Annotated in this window: 20 protein-coding genes and 1 tRNA gene; 16 read left to right on the plus strand and 5 right to left on the minus strand. The window is 67.6% G+C overall.

Translation table 11 applies throughout. The features are described 5' to 3' along the window. Window positions 1-24: 24 nt before the first annotated feature. Window positions 25-1,158: a DUF2336 domain-containing protein gene (locus O3139_RS06780; protein ID WP_269516246.1), complete on the minus strand. Its 1,134-nt coding sequence runs from the start codon at window positions 1,156-1,158 to the stop codon at window positions 25-27. Window positions 1,159-1,317: 159 nt separating this feature from the next. Between O3139_RS06780 and O3139_RS06785 the strand changes: the two genes are divergently transcribed. From O3139_RS06785 to O3139_RS06815, 7 genes are all read left to right on the plus strand, one after another. After that, a complete protein-coding gene (locus O3139_RS06785) occupies window positions 1,318-2,082 on the plus strand; it encodes a class II aldolase/adducin family protein (protein WP_269516248.1) in 765 nt (254 codons plus the stop codon). After that, window positions 2,082-2,864 (plus strand): hypothetical protein, encoded by a 783-nt coding sequence (locus tag O3139_RS06790; protein ID WP_269516250.1) that lies wholly within the window; start codon window positions 2,082-2,084, stop codon window positions 2,862-2,864. Before O3139_RS06785 ends, O3139_RS06790 begins: the two co-directional genes overlap by 1 nt. 126 nt (window positions 2,865-2,990) lie before the next feature. Next, window positions 2,991-4,145, plus strand: coding sequence for an efflux RND transporter periplasmic adaptor subunit (locus tag O3139_RS06795; protein WP_269516252.1), 1,155 nt, complete (start codon window positions 2,991-2,993; stop codon window positions 4,143-4,145). Continuing rightward, window positions 4,145-7,396 (plus strand): efflux RND transporter permease subunit, encoded by a 3,252-nt coding sequence (locus tag O3139_RS06800; RefSeq protein WP_269516432.1) that lies wholly within the window; start codon window positions 4,145-4,147, stop codon window positions 7,394-7,396. Before O3139_RS06795 ends, O3139_RS06800 begins: the two co-directional genes overlap by 1 nt. Window positions 7,397-7,501: 105 nt before the next feature. Further along, on the plus strand, window positions 7,502-7,774 hold the full coding sequence (locus tag O3139_RS06805; protein WP_269516253.1) for a FeoA family protein: 273 nt from the start codon (window positions 7,502-7,504) through the stop codon (window positions 7,772-7,774). Between the two features lie 2 nt (window positions 7,775-7,776). Further along, window positions 7,777-9,663: a ferrous iron transporter B gene (feoB, locus tag O3139_RS06810; RefSeq protein ID WP_269516254.1), complete on the plus strand. Its 1,887-nt coding sequence runs from the start codon at window positions 7,777-7,779 to the stop codon at window positions 9,661-9,663. 26 nt (window positions 9,664-9,689) lie between these two features. Beyond that, complete coding sequence (locus tag O3139_RS06815) at window positions 9,690-10,457, plus strand: prepilin peptidase (RefSeq protein ID WP_269516255.1); 768 nt, start codon at window positions 9,690-9,692, stop codon at window positions 10,455-10,457. Window positions 10,458-10,491: 34 nt separating this feature from the next. Here the strand turns inward: O3139_RS06815 and O3139_RS06820 are convergent, their stop codons facing one another. Continuing rightward, on the minus strand, window positions 10,492-11,124 hold the full coding sequence (locus O3139_RS06820; RefSeq protein WP_269516256.1) for a TetR/AcrR family transcriptional regulator: 633 nt from the start codon (window positions 11,122-11,124) through the stop codon (window positions 10,492-10,494). Between the two features lie 42 nt (window positions 11,125-11,166). Continuing rightward, entirely contained in the window at window positions 11,167-12,096 is a 930-nt protein-coding gene (gene gcvA, locus O3139_RS06825) for a transcriptional regulator GcvA (RefSeq protein ID WP_269516257.1), read from the minus strand. A gap of 137 nt (window positions 12,097-12,233) precedes the next feature. Here gcvA and O3139_RS06830 point away from each other — a divergent pair, with 137 nt between their 5' ends. After that, complete coding sequence (locus O3139_RS06830) at window positions 12,234-13,235, plus strand: cysteine synthase A (RefSeq protein ID WP_269516258.1); 1,002 nt, start codon at window positions 12,234-12,236, stop codon at window positions 13,233-13,235. 3 nt (window positions 13,236-13,238) lie between these two features. Here O3139_RS06830 and O3139_RS06835 read toward each other — a convergent pair. Together O3139_RS06835 and O3139_RS06840 are read right to left on the minus strand one after the other, a co-directional pair. Then, a tRNA-Thr gene (locus O3139_RS06835) sits at window positions 13,239-13,314 on the minus strand. A 295-nt stretch (window positions 13,315-13,609) separates the two neighbouring features. Next, complete coding sequence (locus O3139_RS06840) at window positions 13,610-14,047, minus strand: HIT family protein (RefSeq protein WP_269516259.1); 438 nt, start codon at window positions 14,045-14,047, stop codon at window positions 13,610-13,612. Between the two features lie 256 nt (window positions 14,048-14,303). Here O3139_RS06840 and serS point away from each other — a divergent pair, with 256 nt between their 5' ends. The 8 genes from serS (at window position 14,304) to secF (ending at window position 22,015) form a co-directional block, all read left to right on the plus strand. Next, a complete protein-coding gene (gene serS, locus O3139_RS06845; RefSeq protein ID WP_269516260.1) occupies window positions 14,304-15,866 on the plus strand; it encodes a serine--tRNA ligase in 1,563 nt (520 codons plus the stop codon). Beyond that, on the plus strand, window positions 15,853-16,260 hold the full coding sequence (locus tag O3139_RS06850; protein WP_269516261.1) for a hypothetical protein: 408 nt from the start codon (window positions 15,853-15,855) through the stop codon (window positions 16,258-16,260). The genes serS and O3139_RS06850 overlap by 14 nt, the downstream gene beginning before the upstream one ends. Further along, window positions 16,257-17,033: a 5'/3'-nucleotidase SurE gene (gene surE, locus O3139_RS06855; protein WP_269516433.1), complete on the plus strand. Its 777-nt coding sequence runs from the start codon at window positions 16,257-16,259 to the stop codon at window positions 17,031-17,033. The genes O3139_RS06850 and surE overlap by 4 nt, the downstream gene beginning before the upstream one ends. Beyond that, entirely contained in the window at window positions 17,030-17,674 is a 645-nt protein-coding gene (locus O3139_RS06860) for a protein-L-isoaspartate(D-aspartate) O-methyltransferase (protein WP_269516262.1), read from the plus strand. The genes surE and O3139_RS06860 overlap by 4 nt, the downstream gene beginning before the upstream one ends. Before the next feature lie 236 nt (window positions 17,675-17,910). Continuing rightward, window positions 17,911-18,999, plus strand: a complete 1,089-nt coding sequence (locus tag O3139_RS06865) for a peptidoglycan DD-metalloendopeptidase family protein (RefSeq protein WP_269516265.1) — start codon at window positions 17,911-17,913, stop codon at window positions 18,997-18,999. 92 nt (window positions 19,000-19,091) lie between these two features. Continuing rightward, window positions 19,092-19,421, plus strand: coding sequence for a preprotein translocase subunit YajC (gene yajC / locus O3139_RS06870; protein ID WP_269516266.1), 330 nt, complete (start codon window positions 19,092-19,094; stop codon window positions 19,419-19,421). A gap of 30 nt (window positions 19,422-19,451) precedes the next feature. Further along, window positions 19,452-21,056: a protein translocase subunit SecD gene (gene secD / locus O3139_RS06875; protein ID WP_269516267.1), complete on the plus strand. Its 1,605-nt coding sequence runs from the start codon at window positions 19,452-19,454 to the stop codon at window positions 21,054-21,056. After that, the gene (gene secF, locus O3139_RS06880) at window positions 21,053-22,015 is read left to right on the plus strand and encodes a protein translocase subunit SecF (protein WP_269516269.1); all 963 of its coding nucleotides are present in this window, start codon (window positions 21,053-21,055) and stop codon (window positions 22,013-22,015) included. Before secD ends, secF begins: the two co-directional genes overlap by 4 nt. The last annotated feature ends 39 nt before the right edge of the window (window positions 22,016-22,054 follow it).

Consider the following 22,054-nt stretch of genomic DNA (forward strand, 5'->3'; position numbering starts at 1 on the left):
GGAGTCAAACGGCGTTTGGAAGCATCAGCCGCCGGCGTGGCCCATCAGGGCGCGGAACTCCCGCGCAGCGGCGGCGGGGGACAGGGATGTGCGGCCGGGATAACCGGTGTCGAAGTCGCCCGGCCGTCCATCGCTCATCGCGCGGATTTCTTCCAGCAAGGCGGGGAAAACCGCCCGGTCGATACCGACAGCCGCGCACATCAGGAACAGGGCATCGGGGCTGGGACGCGCGAGAGCGGCACGGACCTGGCGAAGAGGAAAGCCGCTCAGTGCGGTCACGCCATGCTCGAACAGGCTGAGGCGCTTTTCCCGGACGGCACGGATCAGGAAGCCGGCACGCAGCTGCCCGGAGCTTTGCAGCTTGGCCACCAGGCGGCGTTCCATCTCTTCCTTGTCGACGATGGCGGCGACGGTGTTCCCGATGCCCCGGGGCTCTGCCGGGGGCGGACGGGTGACTGTGTCGACGGCGTTGGCCAGCCTGGTCTCATCGACCTGGAATCGTTCGCTGATGGCCTCGCGCAGGGCCTGACCGACCCACTGATACAGTTGCACGGCCAGGGCGCCGTTCAGGTGCGGGTGGCGGGTCAGGGGCGCACGCAGGGCGGCGATGCGGCTGGAGTGTTCGATCAGCCGCGCCAGGGCATCCTCGCTGACCTGGGCGGTGCGGTTGCCGGCGAGCGCGGTCAGGGTGGCCGGGTCGCCGCGGTCGATGATGGCATCGGCGACCGTGCCGCTGATATGCGGGCGCCGGGCGACCTCGATCTGATGTTCGATGGTCGCTTCGAGCAGGACGCGCAGAAGGTCCTGGTCTTTCAGGAGAGGACTGGCGGCGATGACGGGCCGTGCGATCTCGATTTCGTCCAGGGCCAGCATGGCGATCAGGGCCGGCGGTGCCCACTCGGCCGAGGCCAGGCTTTCGGACAGGGCCTTTCGGATATCGCGCTCGGCCTGGCGTGCGATGATCATGAAGATATCGCCAAGCAGGGGCGAAGCCTCGGCTCCCGGCGGTGTGGCGTCGCAGAGGGCAGCGATGCCGAGCAGGAGACGGCGGCGGTCGTCGGTGGTCTTGCCGCGGGCGAGATCCAGCAGGTGCGATGCCGAGGTCACCGTCCCTGCATCGGCAGGATCAAGGGTCAGCAGGCGGATGGCAGCGGTCACGGCGAGCTCCGGTCGGAGGAGTATCCGAGCGTCGTCAAGCTTGACCCGGGGGTCGTGAAAACTTGGTTAATCAAGCCTGAACGTGGTCCGCCTTGACCCCGTCCCGGGTTGGCGCGAGGGTCGCCCGACAGTCTTGTTATCGACGATCAGGAGTCAGCCATGGCCGACGGTGCCGCCCAAAGCCTCAAGTCGCGTGTCTCGGCCGGGGAATGGCAGGCGCGGGTCGACCTGGCCGCGCTTTACCGGCTGGTCGCCCTGCACGGCTGGGACGACATGATCTTCACCCACATCTCCGCCCGCGTGCCGGGGCCGGAGCATCATTTCCTGATCAACCCCTATGGCCATTACTTCGAGGAGATCACGGCCTCGTCCCTGGTGAAGGTCGATCTGGAGGGCAAGATCGTTCAGGAGACGCAGAGCTTCATCAATCCGGCAGGCTTCACGATCCATTCGGCCATCCACGGCGCGCGCGAGGACGCGCATTTCGTCATCCATCTGCACACGGTGGCGGGCGTGGGGGTCGCGGCCCAGGCGGAGGGGCTTTTGCCGATCGGACAGAACGCCTGCCTGCTGCACCATCAGGTCGCCTATCACGGCTATGAGGGGCTGGCGCTGAACCACGATGAGCGGGAGCGGCTGGTGGCGGATCTGGGGGACAAGCCGCTGATGTTGCTCCGTAATCACGGAACGCTGGCCGTGGGTCAGACGGCGGCGGCGGCCTGGGTCGGGATGTTCTTTCTGGAGCGGGCCTGTGCCCAGCAGATCGCCGCGCTGTCCGGTGGCCGCGAGCATGTCCTGATGGCCCCCGACGCCGCCCAGGCCGAGACCCGGGAACAGGGCAAGGGGATCGGCTTCGTTTCCGGCCTGGCGTGGCCGGGGGCCCTGCGCCTGCTGGACCGCAAGTCACCCGGCTACGACGCCTGATGTTCAGCCGCTGCCTTGCGGGTCTGGTACTCGCAGCAGTGGCGTCGTCGGCCGAGGCCGGAGCCTGGACACAGAAGAAGGGCCGCGCCCAGGTCATCGTGAAGGCCGAGGTGATGCGGGCGAACGACGGATATGATCCGTCCGGTCAGGTCGTATCCCTGCCCGATGCGCGCGTGGATCGGGCCATCGGTGTCTTCGCCGAGTATGGCGTCACGGACCGGCTGACGCTGCAGTTCAAGGGTGACTGGCAGTCCGGTGAGGACGCCTTCGTCGATTATGAGGGACGCGGGCCGGCCGAGGTCGGACTGATCTGGCAAGCCTGGCGCGACGATCGGGCGGCGGTCAGTCTGTATGCGGGCTACGCGCTCGCCGGTGAGGGACGAAACGCAGGCTATGCCGCTCCCGGCGTCGGGGATCAGGACTGGGAGGTCCGTGCCTCCGTCGGGCGGTCGTTCGGGGAGGGGCAGGACCCGGTCGGCCGACTGTTGCCGGGCCGGTCCTTCGCCGAGCTCCAGGTCGCGCGGCGGATGCGCGATGGATTGCCTGACGAGACGCGGGCGGATGTCACGATCGGCAGCCGGTTCGGCAAGGGCTGGTTGATGCTGGGTCAGGCCTTCGGGGGCATCACCGACGACGACGGCGCACGCTGGCTGTCGATCGAGACCTCGGTGGTGCGTGATTTCGGATCATGGAGCGTCCAGGCGGGATGGCGTCAGACCGTGACAGGGCGCGAGACTCCGGTCAGCGAAGGACCCATGATCGCGGTCTGGCGACGGTTCTGACGCTCAACAGGCCCGTGGTGGAATGCCGCGACGGAAACCGGAACGGCTCGCGTTACAAACTCTTTGGTTTCCTCGACAAGCGGAACGGCTATGTCGTCCGACGCGTATTCTGGAGTCGGTGCCCGCGTGATCAAACGTCATTTCTTTCTTGTCGCCGCAGTCGTGGTCCTGGGTCTGATGATCGTGGCCGCCGTCATGCGCGTGGCCTTTGCCGGTGACGAGGCGGGTGCGGGCGGCCCGGGCGGCGGCGGTCGCGGGGGTGGAAGGGGGCAGGCGGTCGAGGCGGCCGTCGTCGCCCAGCGTCCCTTCAGCGACCAGATCAATGTGCTGGGCGTCGCGCGCGGCCGGCGGTCGGTCAACGTCACCTCCAACACCTCTGAACTGATCACCGGGGTGCTCTTTACGGACGGGCAGCGGGTCGCGGCGGGAACGCCCCTGGTTCAGCTTCAGGCGCGCGAGGAGGACGCCGGCATCATCCAGGCCCGGGCCAACGTCCTTCAGGCCGAACGGGAATACGAACGCTATCGGGTCCTGGCAGAGCGCGGGATCGCCCCGCGGGTGACGGCTGAGGTGGCCCAGACGACGCTGGACACGGCACGGGCTTCGCTGTCGGCGGCCGAGGCGCGACGCGGCGACCGGGTCATCCGTGCGCCATTCGCCGGGACCCTGGGCCTGTCGACGGTGACGGCGGGCACGCTGATCAGCCCCGGTGCGGTCATCACGACGCTGGACGATACCACGGTGATCCGCGTCGATTTCCCGGTGCCGGAACGCTACATCGGCGTGCTTCGCTCGGGCCTTTCGATCACGGCGACCGCAGACGCCTATGGCAACGAACAGTTCTCGGGCCGCATCGCCCTGGTGGATACCCGGATCAACGAGACGACCCGCGCCGTTACCGCCCGCGCCGAGTTCCCCAATCCGGGCGGACGCATTCGACCGGGCATGCTGCTGCGTGTCGCCATCCAGCAGGGTCAGCGCATGACGCCGGCGGTACCCGAGGCGGCGGTCCAGTACGAAGGCGACGGAGCCTTCGTCTATCGCATTGCGGCAGGCGACAAGGGATCGACCGCCCAGCGCGTCGAAGTCGAGACCGGGGCCGTCGAGGGGGGCTTTGTCGAGATCGTCTCCGGTCTGAACGCCAACGATCGGGTCGTCGCGGGCGGCCTCAACCGCATCCAGCCCAATGCGCCGGTGACGGTCGGCGGTGCGGGCGGTGCCCGGCGTGCCGGAGCTACGGCACCGACCGGCACCGCGCAGCCGCAGGCCGCCGCGCGATGATGCTGTCCGACGTTTCCGTCCGGCGGCCAGTCCTGGCGGCTGTGGCCGCCATCGTGCTGTGCGTGATCGGGGCTGCGGCCTTCTTCTTCCTGCCGGTGCGCGAACTGCCCGACGTCGATCCGCCGATCGTGTCGGTCTCCACCAGCTATGCGGGCGCTTCCGCAGAGGTGATCGAGAACCGGATCACCGAGCCGATCGAGCAGCAGGTCGCCGGGATCCAGGGCGTCGAGCGGATCACCTCGTCCAGCCGTGATGGCCGGTCCAATGTGACGATCGAATTCGCTCTGGACCGCGATATCGACGTGGCCGCCTCGGACGTGCGCGACCGGGTCAGCCGGGTGCAGGGACGCCTGCCCGACCAGGCCCAGCCGCCGGAAGTCTCCAAGGCCGATTCCGACAGCCAGCCCATCATGATCCTGTTCCTGCGGTCGTCATCGATGAACCGGCTGGAGCTGACGGATTATGCCGATCGCTATCTGCTGGACCGGCTGGCGACCGTGCCGGGCGTGGCCCAGGCGCAGATCTATGGCGAGCAGCGCTATGCCATGCGTATCTGGCTGGATGCCGACGCCATGGGTGCGCGCGGCCTGACCGTCTCCGACGTCGAGAATTCGCTGAGCGCCCAGAACGTGGAGTTGCCGGCCGGGGCTCTGGAGTCGACCGACAAGGATTACACCGTCCGGGTGGCCCGCACCTATGCGCGCGCCCAGGATTTCGCCCAGTTGCCGATCGGCACGACCGGCTCGGCCTCCATCGGTTCGGCTGGTGCGTCCGGCGCGGTCTCCACCGGGTCGATCCCCAACGGATCGGGAGCCAGCGGCGCGTTGCAGCCGCGCGCCACCTATGTGACCCGTCTGGGCGACATCGCCCGGGTCGAGGAGGCACCGGCCGAATCGAGGCGCCTGTTCCGCGGAAACGGCCTGGACCAGATCGGTCTGGCCGTGACGCGTCAGGCCCAGTCCAACGACCTTGAAATCTCCAAGGGCGTCACCGCGCTCGTCGACGAAATCCGGCCGAGCCTGCCCGAGGGCACGGAACTGGTCGTAGGGTCCGACAACTCGGTTTTCACCTCGCATGCGATCGACGAGGTCTGGATCACCATCGGCATTTCCATGGCGCTGGTCGCCCTGGTGAACTTCATCTTTCTGGGCAGCCTGCGCGCGGCGCTGATCCCGTCGATCGTGGCCCCGATCTGCCTGTTGTCGACCTTCATCGTCCTCGCCCCGCTGGGCTTTTCGCTGAACCTGCTGACCCTGCTGGCCCTGGTTCTGGCCATCGGTCTGGTGGTCGACGACGCTATTGTGGTGGTCGAGAACATCCAGCGCAGGCTGGATCACGGGGAACCTCCGCTGGTCGCGGCCGAGCGCGGGACGCGTCAGGTGTTCTTCGCCGTTATCGCCACGACCATCACCCTGCTGTCGGTGTTCGCGCCGCTGCTGTTCCTGCCGGGGTATGTCGGGCGGCTGTTCGTGGAACTGGCGGCGGCCATTGCGGCGGCGGTCGCCTTCTCGGCCTTCCTTGCGCTCAGCCTGTCCCCGATGCTGGCGTCCAAGATCCTGCGGCCCGCCGCCGGGTCTGGCTGGCTGGCGCGCAAGGTCGACTGGGCGATGGACGGGCTGAAGAACTCCTATGCCGACTCGCTGAAGATGATGGTCGGCAAGCGGATCGCGGTGATCGGCGTGTCCTTGCTGATCCTGCTGGTCGGCGCGGGGGCCGCGACCATGTTCCTGACCCTGCCCGACGAATTGGTGCCGCCGGAGGATCGCGGCCGGGTCCAGGTGCGTGTCCAGGGGCCGGAGGGAGCCGGGTTCGACTACACCCGCAAGATCATGCTGGGGTTGGAACCCATCCTGGCCGAGTACAAGAACGGCGGAGAGGTCGAGAGCTATCTGATCTCGTCGCCCGGCTTCGGTGGCGGCAATTTCAACACCGGCAATGCGTCCCTGATCCTGAAGGACTGGTCCGAGCGGGACCGGACAGCCGACCAGATCGCCCAGGAGCTGAACGGCAAGCTGCGCGGCCAGACGGGGGCCCAGGTCAATGCCTCGGTGCCCGGTGCCTTCCAGCGCGGTGGGGGCGGCGGGGGCGGCGGGGGCGGCGGGTCCAACTCGCTCGAGATGATCGTCACCGGGTCCGAGTATGGCGAGATCTACGACTGGCTGCAGCCGGTGCTGGCGGCGGCGCAGGAGAATCCCGGCTTCTCGCGGCCGCGCCTGAACTATGAGCCGAACGCCCCGCGCGTGCTGGTCGAGGTCGATCCTGAAAAGGCCGCGGCGCTGGGCGTGTCCTCGCAGGAGATCGGCCGGACTCTCGAGACGATGTTCGGGTCGCGGCGGGCCACGACCTATATCCGAGGCGGTCAGGAATACGACGTCATCCTGCAGACGGATCGGGAGGACCGGTCGTCTCTGGGCGACCTGGAAACCCTGTACGTCGGTGCCGGGTCGGGTGCGCTCGTGCCGCTGTCGTCCGTGGTCACGACCCGGACATCGGGCGATACGCCGGATCGTCGGCGGCTGGATCGCCAGCGTGCCATCACCCTGTCGGCCGATCTGAACCCCGGCACCACCATCGCCGATGCCGTCGCCTTCATGAACACGCAGATCGCGGAGCAGCCGAGAGGCGTGGTCAACATCCAGTACGGCGGCGCGGCGCGCGACCAGCAGGAAGCGGGCGGTGCCGTGGCCTGGGCCTTTGCGCTGGCACTGCTGCTGGTCTTCCTCGTGCTGGCGGCCCAGTTCGAAAGCTGGATCACGCCGGCGGTCATCATGCTGACGGTGCCCCTGGCGGCGGCGGGCGGGCTGTTCGGCCTGTTCATGGCCGGGTCCAGCCTGAACATCTATTCCCAGATCGGGCTGATCATCCTGATCGGGATTGCTGCCAAGAACGGCATTCTGATCGTGGAGTTCGCCAATCAGCTGCGCGACCAGGGACGGTCGATCACCGAGGCGATCATCGAGAGCGCGTCCCTGCGGTTGCGCCCCATCATCATGACGTCGATCGCCACGGCGTTCGGTGCCCTGCCGCTGGTCCTCTGGTCCGGCGCGGGCGCTGGCAGCCGTCAGACGATCGGCGTGGTGATCTTCACGGGCGCAATGTTCTCCACCCTGCTGACCCTGTTCGTGGTGCCGGTGATCTACGGCGCCCTGGCCCGCTTCACCCGGTCGCCGGAATACACGGCCCGCAAGATCGAGGAATGGGAAGCGCAGGAGGTCACCGCCAACGATCCGGTCCCGGCGGCGGCGGAATAGCGCAGGCGGTCCGTTCCATGACGAAAAGCTGGACGGACCGCACACGCGTCTGATAAGCGTTCGCAGTAACGGAGAGGCAAGTCGATCTCCGGTAAGGCGAGCGTCATGAGCAACGTCATTTCCCTGTCGGAAGCGCGTCTGGGCGACAAGGGTGTCATCACCCGGGTCGGCACCGATGCCCGCGACGAACACGGGGCCGAGCTGGAACGCCGCCTGCTGGAACTGGGTCTGGTCGAGGGGGCCGTGATCCAGTTGCTTCACCAGGGGGCCATCGGCAGGGATCCGATGGCGCTGAAGGTGGACGACATGCGCGTCGCCCTTCGTCGCCGCGAGGCGCGCGGCCTGACCATCGAACTGTTCGCTCAAGCCGCCGAGTAGGCATGGACGTCGCCGTCAGGCCCGTCCGGGTCGCGCTGGTCGGCAATCCCAACTCGGGCAAGACCGCGCTGTTCAATGCCCTGACCGGGGCGCACCAGAAGGTCGCCAACTACGCCGGCGTCACCGTCGAACGGAAAGAGGGCCGGGTTCTGGCCGCCTCCGGCCGGTCGATGTCGGTGCTGGACCTGCCGGGCACCTATTCCCTTCGCGCCCGCAGTCCCGATGAGGAAGTCACCCGCGACGCCGTGCTGGGCCGGTTGCAAGGCGAGGCCGTGCCCGATGTCATCGTGGCCGTGGCCGATGCGACCAACCTGCGGCTGGTGCTGCGGCTGATCCTGGAGCTGAAGGCCGTCGGTCGACCGATGGTGCTGGCGCTCAACATGTACGACATCGCCCAGCGCCAGGGTCTGCGGATCGATCTGGAGCGCCTTTCGCGCGAGCTGGACGTGCCGGTCTTCACGACCGTGGCGACGAAGAAGCGCGGCATCGCCGAACTGGTGGAGGGCATCGAGACGGCCGCCGGGCCGGGCTGGTCGTCGGCCGGCGATGGCTGGATCGCGCCCGACGCCGAGGCCCTGCGCAGTGCGCACCGCCGCGCCGAGCAGATCATGCGCGACTGCGTGCGCCCGCCCGAGCGACCGGACACCCTGACCGGCAGGATCGACGGTGTGCTGCTGCATCCGGTGGCCGGACTGGCCATCCTGATGGTGCTGCTGTTCGTCATGTTCCAGGCGGTCTTCAGCTGGGCCACGCCGCTGATGGACGGGATCGAGGCGGGCTTCGGCGGGCTGGGCATCGGTGTCGCATCAGTCGTTCCCGACACCGGGCCGGTCTGGCCCCTGGTGCAGAGCCTGCTTGTCGATGGCGTCATCGCCGGCGTCGGCAGCGTGCTGGTCTTCCTGCCCCAGATCCTGATCCTGTTCCTGTTCATCATCGTGCTGGAGGACTTCGGCTACATGGCCCGGGCGGCCTTCCTGATGGACCGGATCATGGGTGGCGCGGGCCTGCACGGGCGGGCCTTCATTCCGCTGCTGTCCAGCTTTGCCTGCGCCATTCCGGGGATCATGGCGGCGCGGGTGATCGATTCGAAGCGCGACCGGCTGACGACCATCCTGGTGGCCCCGCTGATGACCTGCTCGGCCCGCATCCCGGTCTATACGCTGATCATCGCCGCCTTCATTCCGAACAAGACGGTCTGGGGGTTCGCCAACCTGCAGGGGCTGGTGATGTTCGGCCTGTACGCAGCGGGCATCGTCAGCGCGCTTCTGGTCTCCTTCGTCATCCGCAAGGTGTTCTGGAGAGGGGCCGTCGAGCCCTTCATGATGGAACTGCCGGCCTACAAGGCGCCGGACGTGAAGTCGGTGGCGATCAACCTCTGGATCCGGGCGCGCATCTTCATGGCGCGGGCCGCGAAGATCATCCTGCCCTTGATGATCGTGGTCTGGGCCCTGTCGACCTTCCCCTATCCGCCCGAGGGGGCCGCCGGTCCGGCTATCGACTGGTCGTTCGCCGGGATGATCGGCCATGCGCTGGAGCCGCTGTTCGCACCGATCGGCTTCAACTGGCAGATGGTCGTGGCCCTGGTGCCCGGCATGGCGGCGCGCGAGGTCGCGGTGGCGGCGCTCGGCACCGTCTATGCCATCGGCGATCCGGAGGCGGCGGGAAGCCTGCTGGGCGCGACCCTGGCGGCGCAGTGGTCGCTGGCGACGGGCCTGAGCTTCCTGGCCTGGTATGTCTTCGCGCCGCAGTGCGTGGCGACGCTGGGGGTGGTGAAGCGCGAGCTGAACAGCTGGAAATGGATGTGGGTGATGATCGCCTACATGTTCGCCCTGGCCTATGGCGCGGCCTTCGTGACCTATCATGCCGCCGTCGCCCTGGGTGGCGGCTGAGGCCCGAACCGGGCTAAGCGGGATCCATGTCCGCAGCCGTCGTCATTGCCATCCTGATGGGCCTCCTCGGCCTGATCATCGGCAGCTTCATCGCCGCCGTGACGGTGCGGATGCCCCGGGATGAGGACATCGTCTTCACCCGGTCGCACTGCATGAACTGCGAGGCCCCGCTGAAGGCCTGGCATCTGGTGCCGGTGGTCAGCTGGCTGCTCCAGCGCGGCCGGTGCGCGATGTGTGGAGCGGCGGTGTCGCCGCGCTATCTGCTGATCGAGTGCGGGGCGGCGGCGATCGGCGTCTGGGCCGGGCTGTCCGGGGCCGGGGCCGGGTGGCTCATGATCGCAGCCACGACGGTGCTCGGCTGGCAGTTGCTGCTGATCGCCCTGATCGACGCGGAGAATTTCTGGCTGCCGGACGAGCTGACCTTGCCGCTGATCGCGACCGGTTTAATCGGGGCGGCGGTCATCGCCCGGGGCTGGCCGGTCGCGTCATTGATCGGTGCGGCCCTCGGATTCGCTTCCCTTTGGGTGCTGGCCGCCCTCTACCGGCTGATCCGCAAGCGTGACGGACTGGGCGGCGGCGATCCGATCCTGTTCGCCGGGGCCGGGGCCTGGGTCGGCTGGATCGGGCTGCCCAGCGTGCTGCTGTGGGCCTGCGCGGCCGGGCTCAGTGTGGTTTTGACGCTGCTGATCACGCGGCGGCGCGTCAGCGGTGCCGACCGGCTGCCGTTCGGGACCTTCCTGGCCATCGGCATCTGGCTGACCTGGCTCTACGGGCCCCTGGGGGGAGTAGGCTGAAGCGTCTCCCTGCCCCGAGCGGAAGAGAGAATTCTCAGCGCCCCGTGACCAGTTTCACGACGATGTGGGCGGTGGTGTCCAGGATGGCGTCGGACGGTGTGTCGCCACGCCGCATCAGCTCGAACCCGGCGGCGACCGACTCCACCAGATTGGCGACCTCATAGGAGGCCAGGCGCGGGTCGAGACCGGGCGCGTGATAGCCGGTGGCATGGGCCACGGCGATGCGGCGCTCCAGCGACAGGTGGACCCGACGCAGGCGACGCACGCGGGCCTCGACGAACCCCGCCTCGCCCTTGTCGGCCAGCATATGCTCGATGCGCAGGACCGGGCCGTGGTCGCGCCAGATCATCAGCACATCGACGACATAGGCGCGGGCGGCAGAGAAGGCCTGCTCGGCCGACCAGTCGCCGTCCAGATGGCGCGAAAGGGGTTGAAAATCGACGGCCGCGGCTTCGCACAGGGCCAGAACAGGCTCCTCCACCGTCTTGAAATAGGTGTAGAAATTTGACGGCGATACTCCGGCCTCTGCCGCAAGATCGGCGACGCGCAGCTCGCCCAGATGTCGACGTTCCAGCAGGCGTCGGGTGGCGTCGAGGATGGCCGCGCGCGTGCGCCCGCCCCGCGCGCCGATGCGATGGCCCAGCTTGTTGATGGTGCGTTCGAGCATGGAAGTCCGGACGATCGGGAGCCGTGCGATGAAAGAGGATCTCTACAGCGGATCCATGTTGTTATCATGATCGACCGCCTGGCGCTTCAGCCAGGTCACGAAGGCAAGGGCGCTGACCGAGGCGGGGCGGTCGCGCGGCATGATGACGTGGTAGGCGAAACCGACCGCCTCCGATCCGTCGGCGAAGGGGGCGACCAGACGACCGGCGGCCAGGTCCGCCTGGGCCAGGGTGCGTTTGGCCAGGGCGACGCCGCGACCGGCGATGGCCGCTTCGATCAGCAGGCTGGACTGGTTGTAGCGCGAGCCCCGGCGCGGATCGGGGTGGCGGACCTTCCGCGCCTTCAGCCACATGGCCCAGTCCGGACGGCTCGGGTCGGCGTCGGAAGAGACGTCGTGCAGCAGGGTGTGGTGGGCCAGGTCGCCGGGCGTGCGGATGGGGTGATCGCCCTTCATCAGGCGCGGGGCGCAGACCGGCAGGACCGTCTCCGTCATCAACAACTGCGAGACATGGCCGCCGTAGTTGCCGGGGCCGTAGCGGACGGCGAGGTCTGCGGCGCCCTCGGTCAGATCGGCCGGCTCCATGTCGGCGGAAATCCAGACCTCGATCTCCGGGTGGGCGGCGTGGAAGTCGTCCATGCGGGGCATCAGCCATTTGGCAGCGAAGCTGGGCGCCACGCTGACCGAGATCTGCCGGCGCCGGGGCGGCTCGCGCAGCAGGGCCGAGGCGTCCATCAATCGTTCGAAGCCTTCGCGCAGTAGAGGCGCAGCGGCCCGGCCCAGGTCGGTGATCTGCAGTCCCTTCGCCTCGCGCCGGAACAGGGGGCCACCCACGGTGTCCTCCAGAAGGCGGATCTGCTGGCTGACGGCACCGGGCGTAACGGACAGTTCGTCGGCGGCGCGGGTGAAGTTCAGATGCCGGGCGGCGCTTTCGAAGGCGCGCAGGGCGTTGAGGGGAAGCAGGGGTCTGGCCATGCCCCTAGAAATCCTATCGGCACGCGGAAGACAATCGGGATCGGGGCGGCCGGATCGCAGGCGGGGCAGGGGCGCAGGCGTGGACAAGTCCGGGCGTCCACTTCACCCTGTCGACGACCCCGCCTTCAAGAGATTCCATGCCCGCGACGTCCGTCATCGACCTCATCGGCCAGACGCCGCTGATCCGGCTGAACCGCCTGTCGGAACAGACCGGCTGCGAGATTCTGGGCAAGGCCGAGTTCATGAACCCCGGCGGGTCGGTCAAGGACCGCGCGGCCCTGTCGATCGTCCGGACGGCGCGGGCCGACGGTTCGCTGAAGCCCGGCGGCACCATCGTGGAGGGGACGGCGGGCAACACCGGCATCGGCCTCGCCCTGGTCGGGGCGGCGCTGGGCCATCCGGTGGTGATCGTCATCCCCCGCACCCAGTCGGAAGAGAAGAAGTCTGCGATCCGGGCCCTGGGTGCGCGGCTGATCGAGGTGGACGCCGCGCCCTTCTCCAGCCCGAACCATTTCGTCCACTATTCCGGGCGGTTGGCGCAGGAACTGGATGCGTCGCAGCCGAACGGAGCGATCTGGGCCAACCAGTTCGACAACACCGCCAACCGCGACGCCCACTACACCGGCACGGGCCCCGAAATCTGGGACCAGACCGGCGGGCGCATCGACGGCTTCGTCAGCGCGGTGGGGTCGGGTGGCACGATCGTCGGGGCGGGGACCTATCTGAAGGACCGTGACCCGTCCCTCCAGGTCGCGCTGGCGGACCCGGCGGGCGCGGCGCTGTTCAACTGGTTCACCCGGGGCGAGATGACGGCCGAGGGGTCGTCGATCACCGAGGGCATCGGCGTGGCGCGGATCACCGGCAATCTGGAAGGCTTCACGCCCGACCACGCCTATCGCATCGAGGACGCCGAATTCCTGCCCCTGCTGTTCGACCTGGTGGTCCATGAAGGGTTGTCGCTGGGCGGATCGGCGGGGGTGAACATCGCCGGGGCCGTGCGGCTGGCGCGGCAGCTGGGGCCCGGCAAGACGATCGTCACCATCCTGTGCGATCCGGGCTCGCGCTATGCGTCCCGGCTGTTCAATGCGGACTTCCTGGCCGGAAAGGGCCTGCCGGTGCCGCCGTGGGCGTCCGCGTGACGCTGGTGCCGGCTGCAGGAATCGAACCCGCGACATCCAGTTTACAAAACTGGCGCTCTACCAACTGAGCTAAGCCGGCCACGCAACGAGGGCGTCGTTTAGCGGGCGCGGGCCGCGCCGCGCAAGCTGTGAAACGCCATGCCGGACACGTCCCGCATCCTGCCTGTGGTCAGGCTGGCGCTGTCGATCGTCGTTCTGAACCCCGTCATCCTCCGGCGAGCGCAGCGAGACCGGGGGACGCAGCGGCGCGCGAGAGCGCGAACCTGCCACGAAGCACGACGCTGCCGACATCGTGCCTGAACGGATCGCCTTCGGCGCCGCTGCGTCCCCCGGTCTGCGCCGCGAAGGCGCGGCTTGCCGGAGGATGACGAAAGCTAGGCAAGCGCCGCCCGGATCCGTTCGGCCGTCGCCTTCAGCGCGTCCATGTCGGCCATCCCGGCCTGGCCGTGGCCCTTCAGCGGCCTATCCGCCCAGCGGGGAATGATGTGGAAATGCAGGTGAAAGACCGTCTGGCCGCCGGCCTCGCCGTTGAACTGCATGATGGAAAAGCCCTCGGGCGACAGGGCCTTCACCACGGCTGCGGCCGTCCGCCGGGTCGCGGCGGTCAGGGCGGCCAGGGTCTCCGGCTCGACCTCCAGCAGGTTGCGGGCCTGCGAGGTCTTCGAGATCACCAGCACATGGCCCTCGGACTGGGGAAAGACATCCATGAAGACCAGGACGGCATCGTCCTCCCAGACCTTCACGGCGGGGATCTCGCCGCGCAGGATCTTCGCGAAGATGTTGGACGGGTCGTAGGGGGCGTGCAGGGTCATGGGGGCATCATAGCGGTTCCCTCTCCCAACGGGAGAGGGCTTGAGCACACGACGCGCAGCGTCGTTCTTGTGCGAAAGGGTGAGGGGTAACCGTGCGAACCGGAGAGGGCATAACCCCTCACCCTTTCGGTTTGCGGATCGCTGCGCGCTCCGAACCTCAAGCCCTCTCCCTCCGGGAGAGGGAAGGACTGGATACGATCGGCGACGCCCGCTAGGACAGCCGATCATCCCGACCGCCCCATGAAGACCGCCCGCCATGCATGACATCCGCGCCATCCGAGAGACTCCCGAAGCCTTCGTCGCAGGCTGGTCGGCGCGGGGTGTGGAGGATGCCCATGTTGTAGAGCGGTTCCTGCTCCTCGATCAGGAGTTTCGAGATGCGACGACTGCCTATGAGGCCGCTCAATCGCAGCAGAACTCGGCCGCAAAGGGAATCGGCCTCATCCAAGGACGCCTCCAGCAAGCGAAACGAGAAGAGGATTTCGAACAGATCGATGTCTGGCAGGCAGAGTTCGACCGGCTCCGTGCGTTGGCCGGGACCGAAGGCAAAGCTCAACTTGCGAAGCTAGAAGCTGAGCGGAAACGAACGGAGCATATCCGCGACGAGTATCTTGCAAAGCTGCCAAATCTGGCCGCCGCCGATGTGCCGGACGGCGCGGACGAGGACGGCAACGTCGAGGTCTCCGTCTGGCGCGAGCCCCGCCGGACGGGTCCGGCCCGGGACCATGCCGACCTGGGCGAGGCGCTGGGGCTGCTGGACTTCGAGGCGGCGGCGCGGATGTCGGGGGCGCGGTTCGCGGTGCTGAAGGGCGGGCTGGCCCGGCTGGAGCGCGCCATCGGCCAATTCATGCTGGACCTGCAGACATCGACGCCCGAGGGCGTCGATCTGCACGGCTATCTGGAGGTCAATCCGCCCTATCTGGTCCGCGACGAGGCGATGTTCGGGACCGGGCAGTTGCCGAAGTTTGAAGAGGATTTGTTCAAGGCGACATTTCTCGACAAAGATGCGGCATATCAGATTGCAAATGATCGAACGGCCGCCGCCGAGGCGTATCTAATCCATAAATTCCATCTTAGTGTAACTGATCAAGTAAATGCTGGTGCACAGATTTCCGATGTATTGCAATCTAGCTTTGAAGCATTTCAGCGCGATTCACGCAACATATGGGCTCAAAGTTACTTTGATGCTGTGGAGGGAGAACTTTCAAAAGAATGTCGTTTTCTCATTCCCACCGCCGAAGTCTCCCTGACCAACCTCGTCCGCGAGCAGATCACGCCGGAGGAGGAACTGCCCCTGCGGCTCACCGCCCTGACGCCCTGCTTCCGGGCGGAGGCGGGGTCGGCGGGGCGGGATACGCGCGGGCTGATCCGCCAGCACCAGTTCCACAAGGTCGAGCTGGTCTCCATCACCACGCCGGAAGCCTCCGACGCAGAGCATGAGCGGATGACGACCTGCGCCGAGGCCGTACTGAAGCGGCTGGAGCTGCCGTATCGCCGGATGCTGCTGTGCAAGGGCGACATGGGCTTTTCGGCGAAGAAGACCTTCGACCTGGAGGTCTGGCTGCCCAGCCAGGGCACGTACCGCGAGATCAGCTCGGTCTCCAACTGCGGGGACTTCCAGGCGCGGCGAATGGACGCGCGGTTCAGGCGGGCGGCGGGCGGCAAGCCGGAGTTCGTGCACACCCTGAACGGCAGCGGCCTCGCCGTCGGGCGCACCCTGGTGGCGATCATGGAAAACTATCAGGACGAGGGCGGCCGGATCGCGGTGCCGTCTGCACTGCTGCCCTATATGGGCGGTGTCACCCATGTCGGAGCCTGATGTCATGACCCTGCTGTCCAAGACTGCTGCCGCCGCCGTCGCCCTGTCGCTGACCGGATGCGCCGGATCCATGCCCGCCGCCGATCAGAGCATCACCGCGGACCAGACCAGCTTCACCGGCTGGGTCCGGGTGTCCGAAGGCGAGTTCCAGTTGTTTCCCACCCAGCGGCAATTGAGCGAGCCGTTCTCCCGCCCGTGCATCAGCGGTGCCCTGCCCCGGAATGCGCAACGCGCGGCGGACGACCTGAACGGCTCCCAGGTCACCTTCACCGGCCGCACCGCCCCCTGGACCCAGGCGACCAACCAGATCCTGCGACACGAGGGATCGGTCATCGTCAATCACTGCCGGGGTGATCTGGTGATCCTGGCCGATGATGTGAGGGTGAACCGCTGAGAATCCTCCTGACCAACGACGACGGGATCGAGGCCGAGGGGCTGGCGTGTCTCGAACGGATCGCCCGGACCCTGTCGGACGACGTCTGGGTGGTCGCCCCGCAGGAGGAACAGTCGGGCAAGGGGCGGGGGATCACCCTGACCGAGCCGCTGCGGGTCAACCGGTTCGGCGGCAAGCGGTTCTCGGTCACGGGGACGCCGACGGACTGCGTCGTCCTGGCGGTCAACGACCTGATGCCGGAGCGGCCCGATCTGGTGCTGTCGGGCGTCAACCGGGGGCACAATGTGGGCGAGGACTGCTCCTATTCCGGCACGGTCGCGGGGGCGCTGCAAGGCATGGCCTTCGGCATCCGCTCCATCGCCCTGAGCCAGTCGCTGGAGCGGTTTCATGACGAGGTCACCGCCCACTGGGAAACCTCGGAGGCCTTCGCCCCCGCCATCATCAGGCGTCTGCTGGCCCAGACCTGGGAGGCCGGGGTGGTGATGAACCTGAACTTCCCCGCCCGCCCGCCCGGGGACGTCACCGAGGTCGAGGTGACCGTGCAGGGCTTTCGTCAGGCGGGAGAGATGCACGCGGTCAAACGCACCGACCTGCGCGGCCGCGACTACTACTGGATGAGCTTTCGCGGGACCAAGACGGACCACGCACCGGGCACCGACCTGCGGGCCATGGACGACGGAAAGATCAGCGTCACGCCGCTGCACATCGACCTGACCCACAGGCCCAGCGTCCACGACCTGAAGGGCGTGCTGGGCGGGGTGCCACCCAGATGAACCTCCGCGACGACCGCGCCGGGCGGCTGATCCTGTCGCTGCGCAAGCAGGGGGTGACGGAGCCCAGGGTGCTGGCGGCGATGGAATCGATCGACCGCGCCGTGTTCGTGCACGCGAAATTCCTCGATCAGGCGTGGGAGGATCAGGCCCTGCCGATCGACTGCGCCCAGACGATCTCGCAGCCCTATATCGTCGGCCTGATGACCCAGGCGCTGGACGTCCAGGCCCGTCACCGGGTGCTGGAGATCGGCACCGGCAGTGGATACCAGTGCGCGGTTCTGAGCCGCCTGGCGCGCTATGTCTATTCGGTCGAACGCTATCGCAGCCTGCTGGTCGAGGCGGAAAGCCGGTTGCGGACGCTGGAGATCGACAATGTCATCACCCGCCATTCCGACGGCGGCCTGGGCTGGCCGGAGCAGGCGCCGTTCGACCGGATCATGGTCACCGCCGCCTCGCCGACCGAGCCGACCGAACTGCTGAAACAGCTGAAGCCCGGCGGCGTGCTGGTCTGTCCGGTGGGCCGCACGTCGGTGCAGATGCTGCATCGCTATACCGGCCAGGCCGACGGCTCGTTCCGGCGCGAAAGCCTCTGCGAGGTCCGGTTCGTGCCCCTGGTCGAGGGGACGGCGAAGGAGGGGTGAGGGGGAGGCAGTAGGCAGTAGGCAGTAGGCAGTAGGCAGTAGGCAGGAGCAGAAGGGCGATGTCGCGGCGCCGGCCCGATGCGGTTGAATCAGACCTCGATCGAACGAAAAACCTACTGCCTACTGCCTACTGCCTACTGCCCAATCCCCCTCTTCATTAACCACTCCGCCCAACTTTCGTGCTGTTTGCCGGTTTGTGTGCGAGGCACCGGGCGGTGTGTTGCGGGGAGGGGTCCATGCGGGTTTCGAATTGGCTGACGGCGATGCTGCTGCTGGGTGGGGCGTTGGCGACGACGGCGTGCGCCAGCTATCCGACCGAGCCGCGCTATTCGACCCGACCGATGTCGGGGTACGGCGCGGGCGCCGCGCCGGCCCAGCCCGGCGGCCAGCCCCAGTCTCCTGCCGTCGAGCCGCCGCCCTATGAAGCCCCGCCGCCTGCGACCGTGCCCTATGAGACCATCGAAGGCGGGGCGCTGCCGCCGCCGTCGTCCTCCTCCAGCACGACGACCGGCAACCTGAACGGCGGCAGTTATCCGCCGCCTCCGGCCTATGAGCCGACGCCTCCACCGCCCGCCTATCAACCGCCCGGGGCACCGGTGACGACCAGCGCCGGGGCCGCCTATACGATCCGCAGCGGCGACACGATCTCGGGCATCGGACGCCGGTTCCAGACGCCGGTACAGACCCTGATCGACCTGAACGGCCTGGGCCCCCGCGGCGCGATCACGGTCGGCCGGGACATCATCCTGCCCGACAGCGCGGTCGATACCGGACCGGACCCCTATGCGACCGGCCCCGCGCCCAGAGGCGTGATGGTGCCCGAGAACGGCGTCGTGCCGCCGCCGCCTCCACCGCCCTCGGGCAACCCGGCCGCGCCGCCGCCGCCGCGCCAGCCCGCGTCCGCGGGTCAGGTCGGCACCGCGCCCGTCGGTTCCTCGGTCGCCCTGCAGTGGCCGGTGCGCGGCGAGATCGTGCGCCGGTTCGGACCGGTCGGCATGGGCGAGCGCAACAACGGCATCAACATCGGGGCCTCGGCCGGAGCGACCGTGGTGGCCTCCGCCGACGGGCGCGTGGCCTATGTCGGCGACGATCTGGTGGGGCAGGGGCTGACGGTCCTGATCGTCCACCGCGACGGCTGGCGCACGGTCTATGGCCATCTGGGCTCGGCCACCGTTGACGACGGGGCGGACGTCCGCGCGGGCCAGCAGATCGGCACCGTCGGTCTGACCGCCGGTGACGGCCGACCCTCGATCCACTACGAGACCCGGCGGATGCAGGGCGACGAGCCGGTGGCGATCGATCCGCTGACGGTGCTGCCCCGCTAGCGGCGTTGCATTGTGGGAGGCTCGGCCCTAGGTATCGCGCCTTGTTTTCAAAGGGCGCCCGACTGAGGCCTGCCCGCGTCGGGGAATGACCTATGACACCTACCGCTGACGGCGGCCCTATGGCCCTCATCGTGCAGTTCCTGCCCTTCGTCGCCATTTTCGTGCTGTTCTACTTCCTGCTGATCCGTCCGCAGCAGAAGCGCGCCAAGGAGCATCAGGCCCTGATCGCCGCGGTCAAGCGGGGCGACACCATCGTCCTGTCGTCGGGCCTGATCGGCAAGGTGACGCGGGTGGAAGAGGCCGAGGTCAATGTCGAGATTGCGCCGTCGGTCAACGTCCGCGTCGTCAAGGCCATGATCGCCGAGGTGCGCAACCGCACGGCGATCGCGGCCAACGATACCAAGGCCATCTCCAAGTCCTGATCCCCGACCGCTGAACCGGAAATCGCGTCCATGATTCAGCTGTCCCGCTGGAAAGTCATCGTTCTCATCATCGCGCTGGTGTTCGGCGTGCTGCTGGCCCTGCCGAATGTGCTGACGCCCGCCCAGCGCGCGTCTCTGCCCGGCTTCATGCCGAAGAACGCGTTGAACCTGGGGCTGGACCTTCAGGGCGGATCATACCTGCTGCTGGAAGTCGACGTGGACGCGATGCGGACCAAACGGGTCGACAACCTGATCGAGGACGTCCGCGTGTCCCTGCGCGAGGCCGGCATCGCCACCAACCAGATCGCGCGCGAGCCGGGCGGGGCGGTGGTGACCCTGGCCGATCCGACGCGCTCGGAAGCCGCCTATCAGGAACTGCGCAAGCTGGTCGGCGCGCCAGGGGCCAACGGGGCCGCCGAACGCGCTGCGTCGCGGCTGTCCGACGGCCGCGTCCGTCTGGCCTTCACCCAGGCGACCCTCGATACCATGGGCGCGACGGCGGTGGACCAGTCCATCGAGGTTGTCCGTCGCCGGATCGACAGCCTCGGCACGCGCGAACCGTCGATCACACGCCAGGGCGCGGAACGCATCGTGGTCCAGGCCCCGGGCGAGAGCGACCCGGCCGCGCTGGAACGCGTCATCGGCCAGACGGCCCAGCTGACCTTCCAGATGGTGGATACGGAAAACTCGATCCAGGACGCCCTGGCCGGTCGTGTGCCGCCGGATGCCCAGCTGCTGATCGGCGACGACGGACAGACGCCCTATCTGGTCAAGAAACGGGTCCTCGTCTCGGGCGAGAACCTGACCAAGGCCGAGGTCAGCGCCGACCAGAGCGGCCGACCCGCCATCGGCTTCCGCTTCGACGGTCAGGGCGCGCGTCGCTTCGGCGAGGCCACCGCAGCCAACATCGGCAAGCCCTTCGCCATCATCCTCGACGGCAAGGTGATCTCGGCCCCGACGATCAACAGCGCGATCCTGGGCGGGTCCGGCATCATTGAGGGCAACTTCACCATCGCCTCGGCGTCCGAACTGGTGAACCTGCTGAACGGCGGAGCGCTGCCGGCGCCCCTGAAGGTCGAGGAACGTCGGACCGTGACGGCCGAACTGGGGGCCGACGCCGTCCAGAACGGCAAGCTGTCGACCATCATCGGCTTCATCATCATCGTCGTCTTCATGCTGCTGGCCTACGGCTTCCTGTTCGGCGGCATCTCGGTGATCGGACTGGTGCTGAACGGTATCCTGATCATCGCGGCCATGTCCTTGACCCAGGCGACCCTGACCCTGCCCGGTATCGCGGGTCTGATCCTGACCTTCGCCGTGGCCGTGGACGCCAACGTGCTGATCTATGAGCGCATTCGCGACGAGGCGCGGGCCGGACGGTCCGTGGTCGCCTCGCTGGATGCCGGCTTCAACAAGGCCATGGGCACGATCATCGACGCCAACCTGACCAGTCTGGTGGCGGCGACGATCATGTTCATCTTCGGGGCCGGACCCGTACGCGGCTTCGCCTGGACCCTGTCGATCGGCATCTTCACCTCGGTGTTTTCGTCGGTCCTGGTGGCCCAGGTGCTGCTGGCCTACTGGCTGAAGACGGCCAGGCCCAAGACCCTGCCGATCGCGGAGAGCGTGCGATGACCTGGTGGCCCCTGATCAAGGTCCTTCCCCAGAAGACCAATTTCCGGTTCGTCAAATACGCCCGGATCGCTGCCGTGCTGTCGATCGTGCTGTGCACGGCCTCGATCATCGGATGCTTCTATCCCGGCCTGAACATGGGCATCGACTTCCGCGGCGGTGCCGTGATGGAGCTGACCAAGCCCGATAGCGAGACGCTGGACCTGGCGGCAGTGCGCGAATCCGTGGCCCATCTCGGCCTCGGCGACGTGGGCGTTCAGGGCATTGATGACGCGTCCAGCGCCGTCGTTCGCTTCCAGGTGCCGGATGGCCAGGAACAGAGTGCGGTCGTCGCCCGCGTGCAGGGCGCGATCAATGAGGCGGTCGGTCCCGTGACCTATTCCGGCGTCAGCGTCGTGGGGTCCAAGGTCTCGGGCGAACTGTTCACTTCCGGCGTTCTGGCGCTTGGCGTCGCGATCGCCCTGATGTTCGCCTACATCTGGTTCCGGTTCGAACCGCAGTTCGGCTTCGGTGCCGTGGCCGGCCTGCTTCACGACGTCGTCCTGACCTTCGGCCTGATCGTGCTGTTCAAGCTGGAGTTCAGCCTGAACATGGTCGCGGCCATTCTGACCGTCATCGGCTATTCGATGAACGATACGGTCGTGGTGTTCGACCGACTTCGCGAGAACCTGCGCAAGTACAAGACCATGCCATTGCGTGAGGTCATCGACCTGTCGCTGAACGAGACCCTGTCGCGCACCATCATCACCGGTGTGACCGCCGTCATGGTGCTGGCCGCCCTGGCATTCTTCGGGGGCGAGGCCCTGTTCGGCTTCTCGATCGCGCTGATGTTCGGCATCATCGTGGGGACCTATTCGTCGATCTACGTCGGCGCGCCGATCATCCTGCTGTGGGGCGTGAAGCGTGGCGAGATCGCCGAGGACGCCAAGCCGGTGAAACTCGGTATGGCGTCCCGGCCCTGACGACCGCTTTTTTCGACTCCGACGACCATTACAGTCGCC

This window comes from Brevundimonas subvibrioides (assembly GCF_027271155.1).
GTDB lineage: Bacteria > Pseudomonadota > Alphaproteobacteria > Caulobacterales > Caulobacteraceae > Brevundimonas > Brevundimonas subvibrioides_D.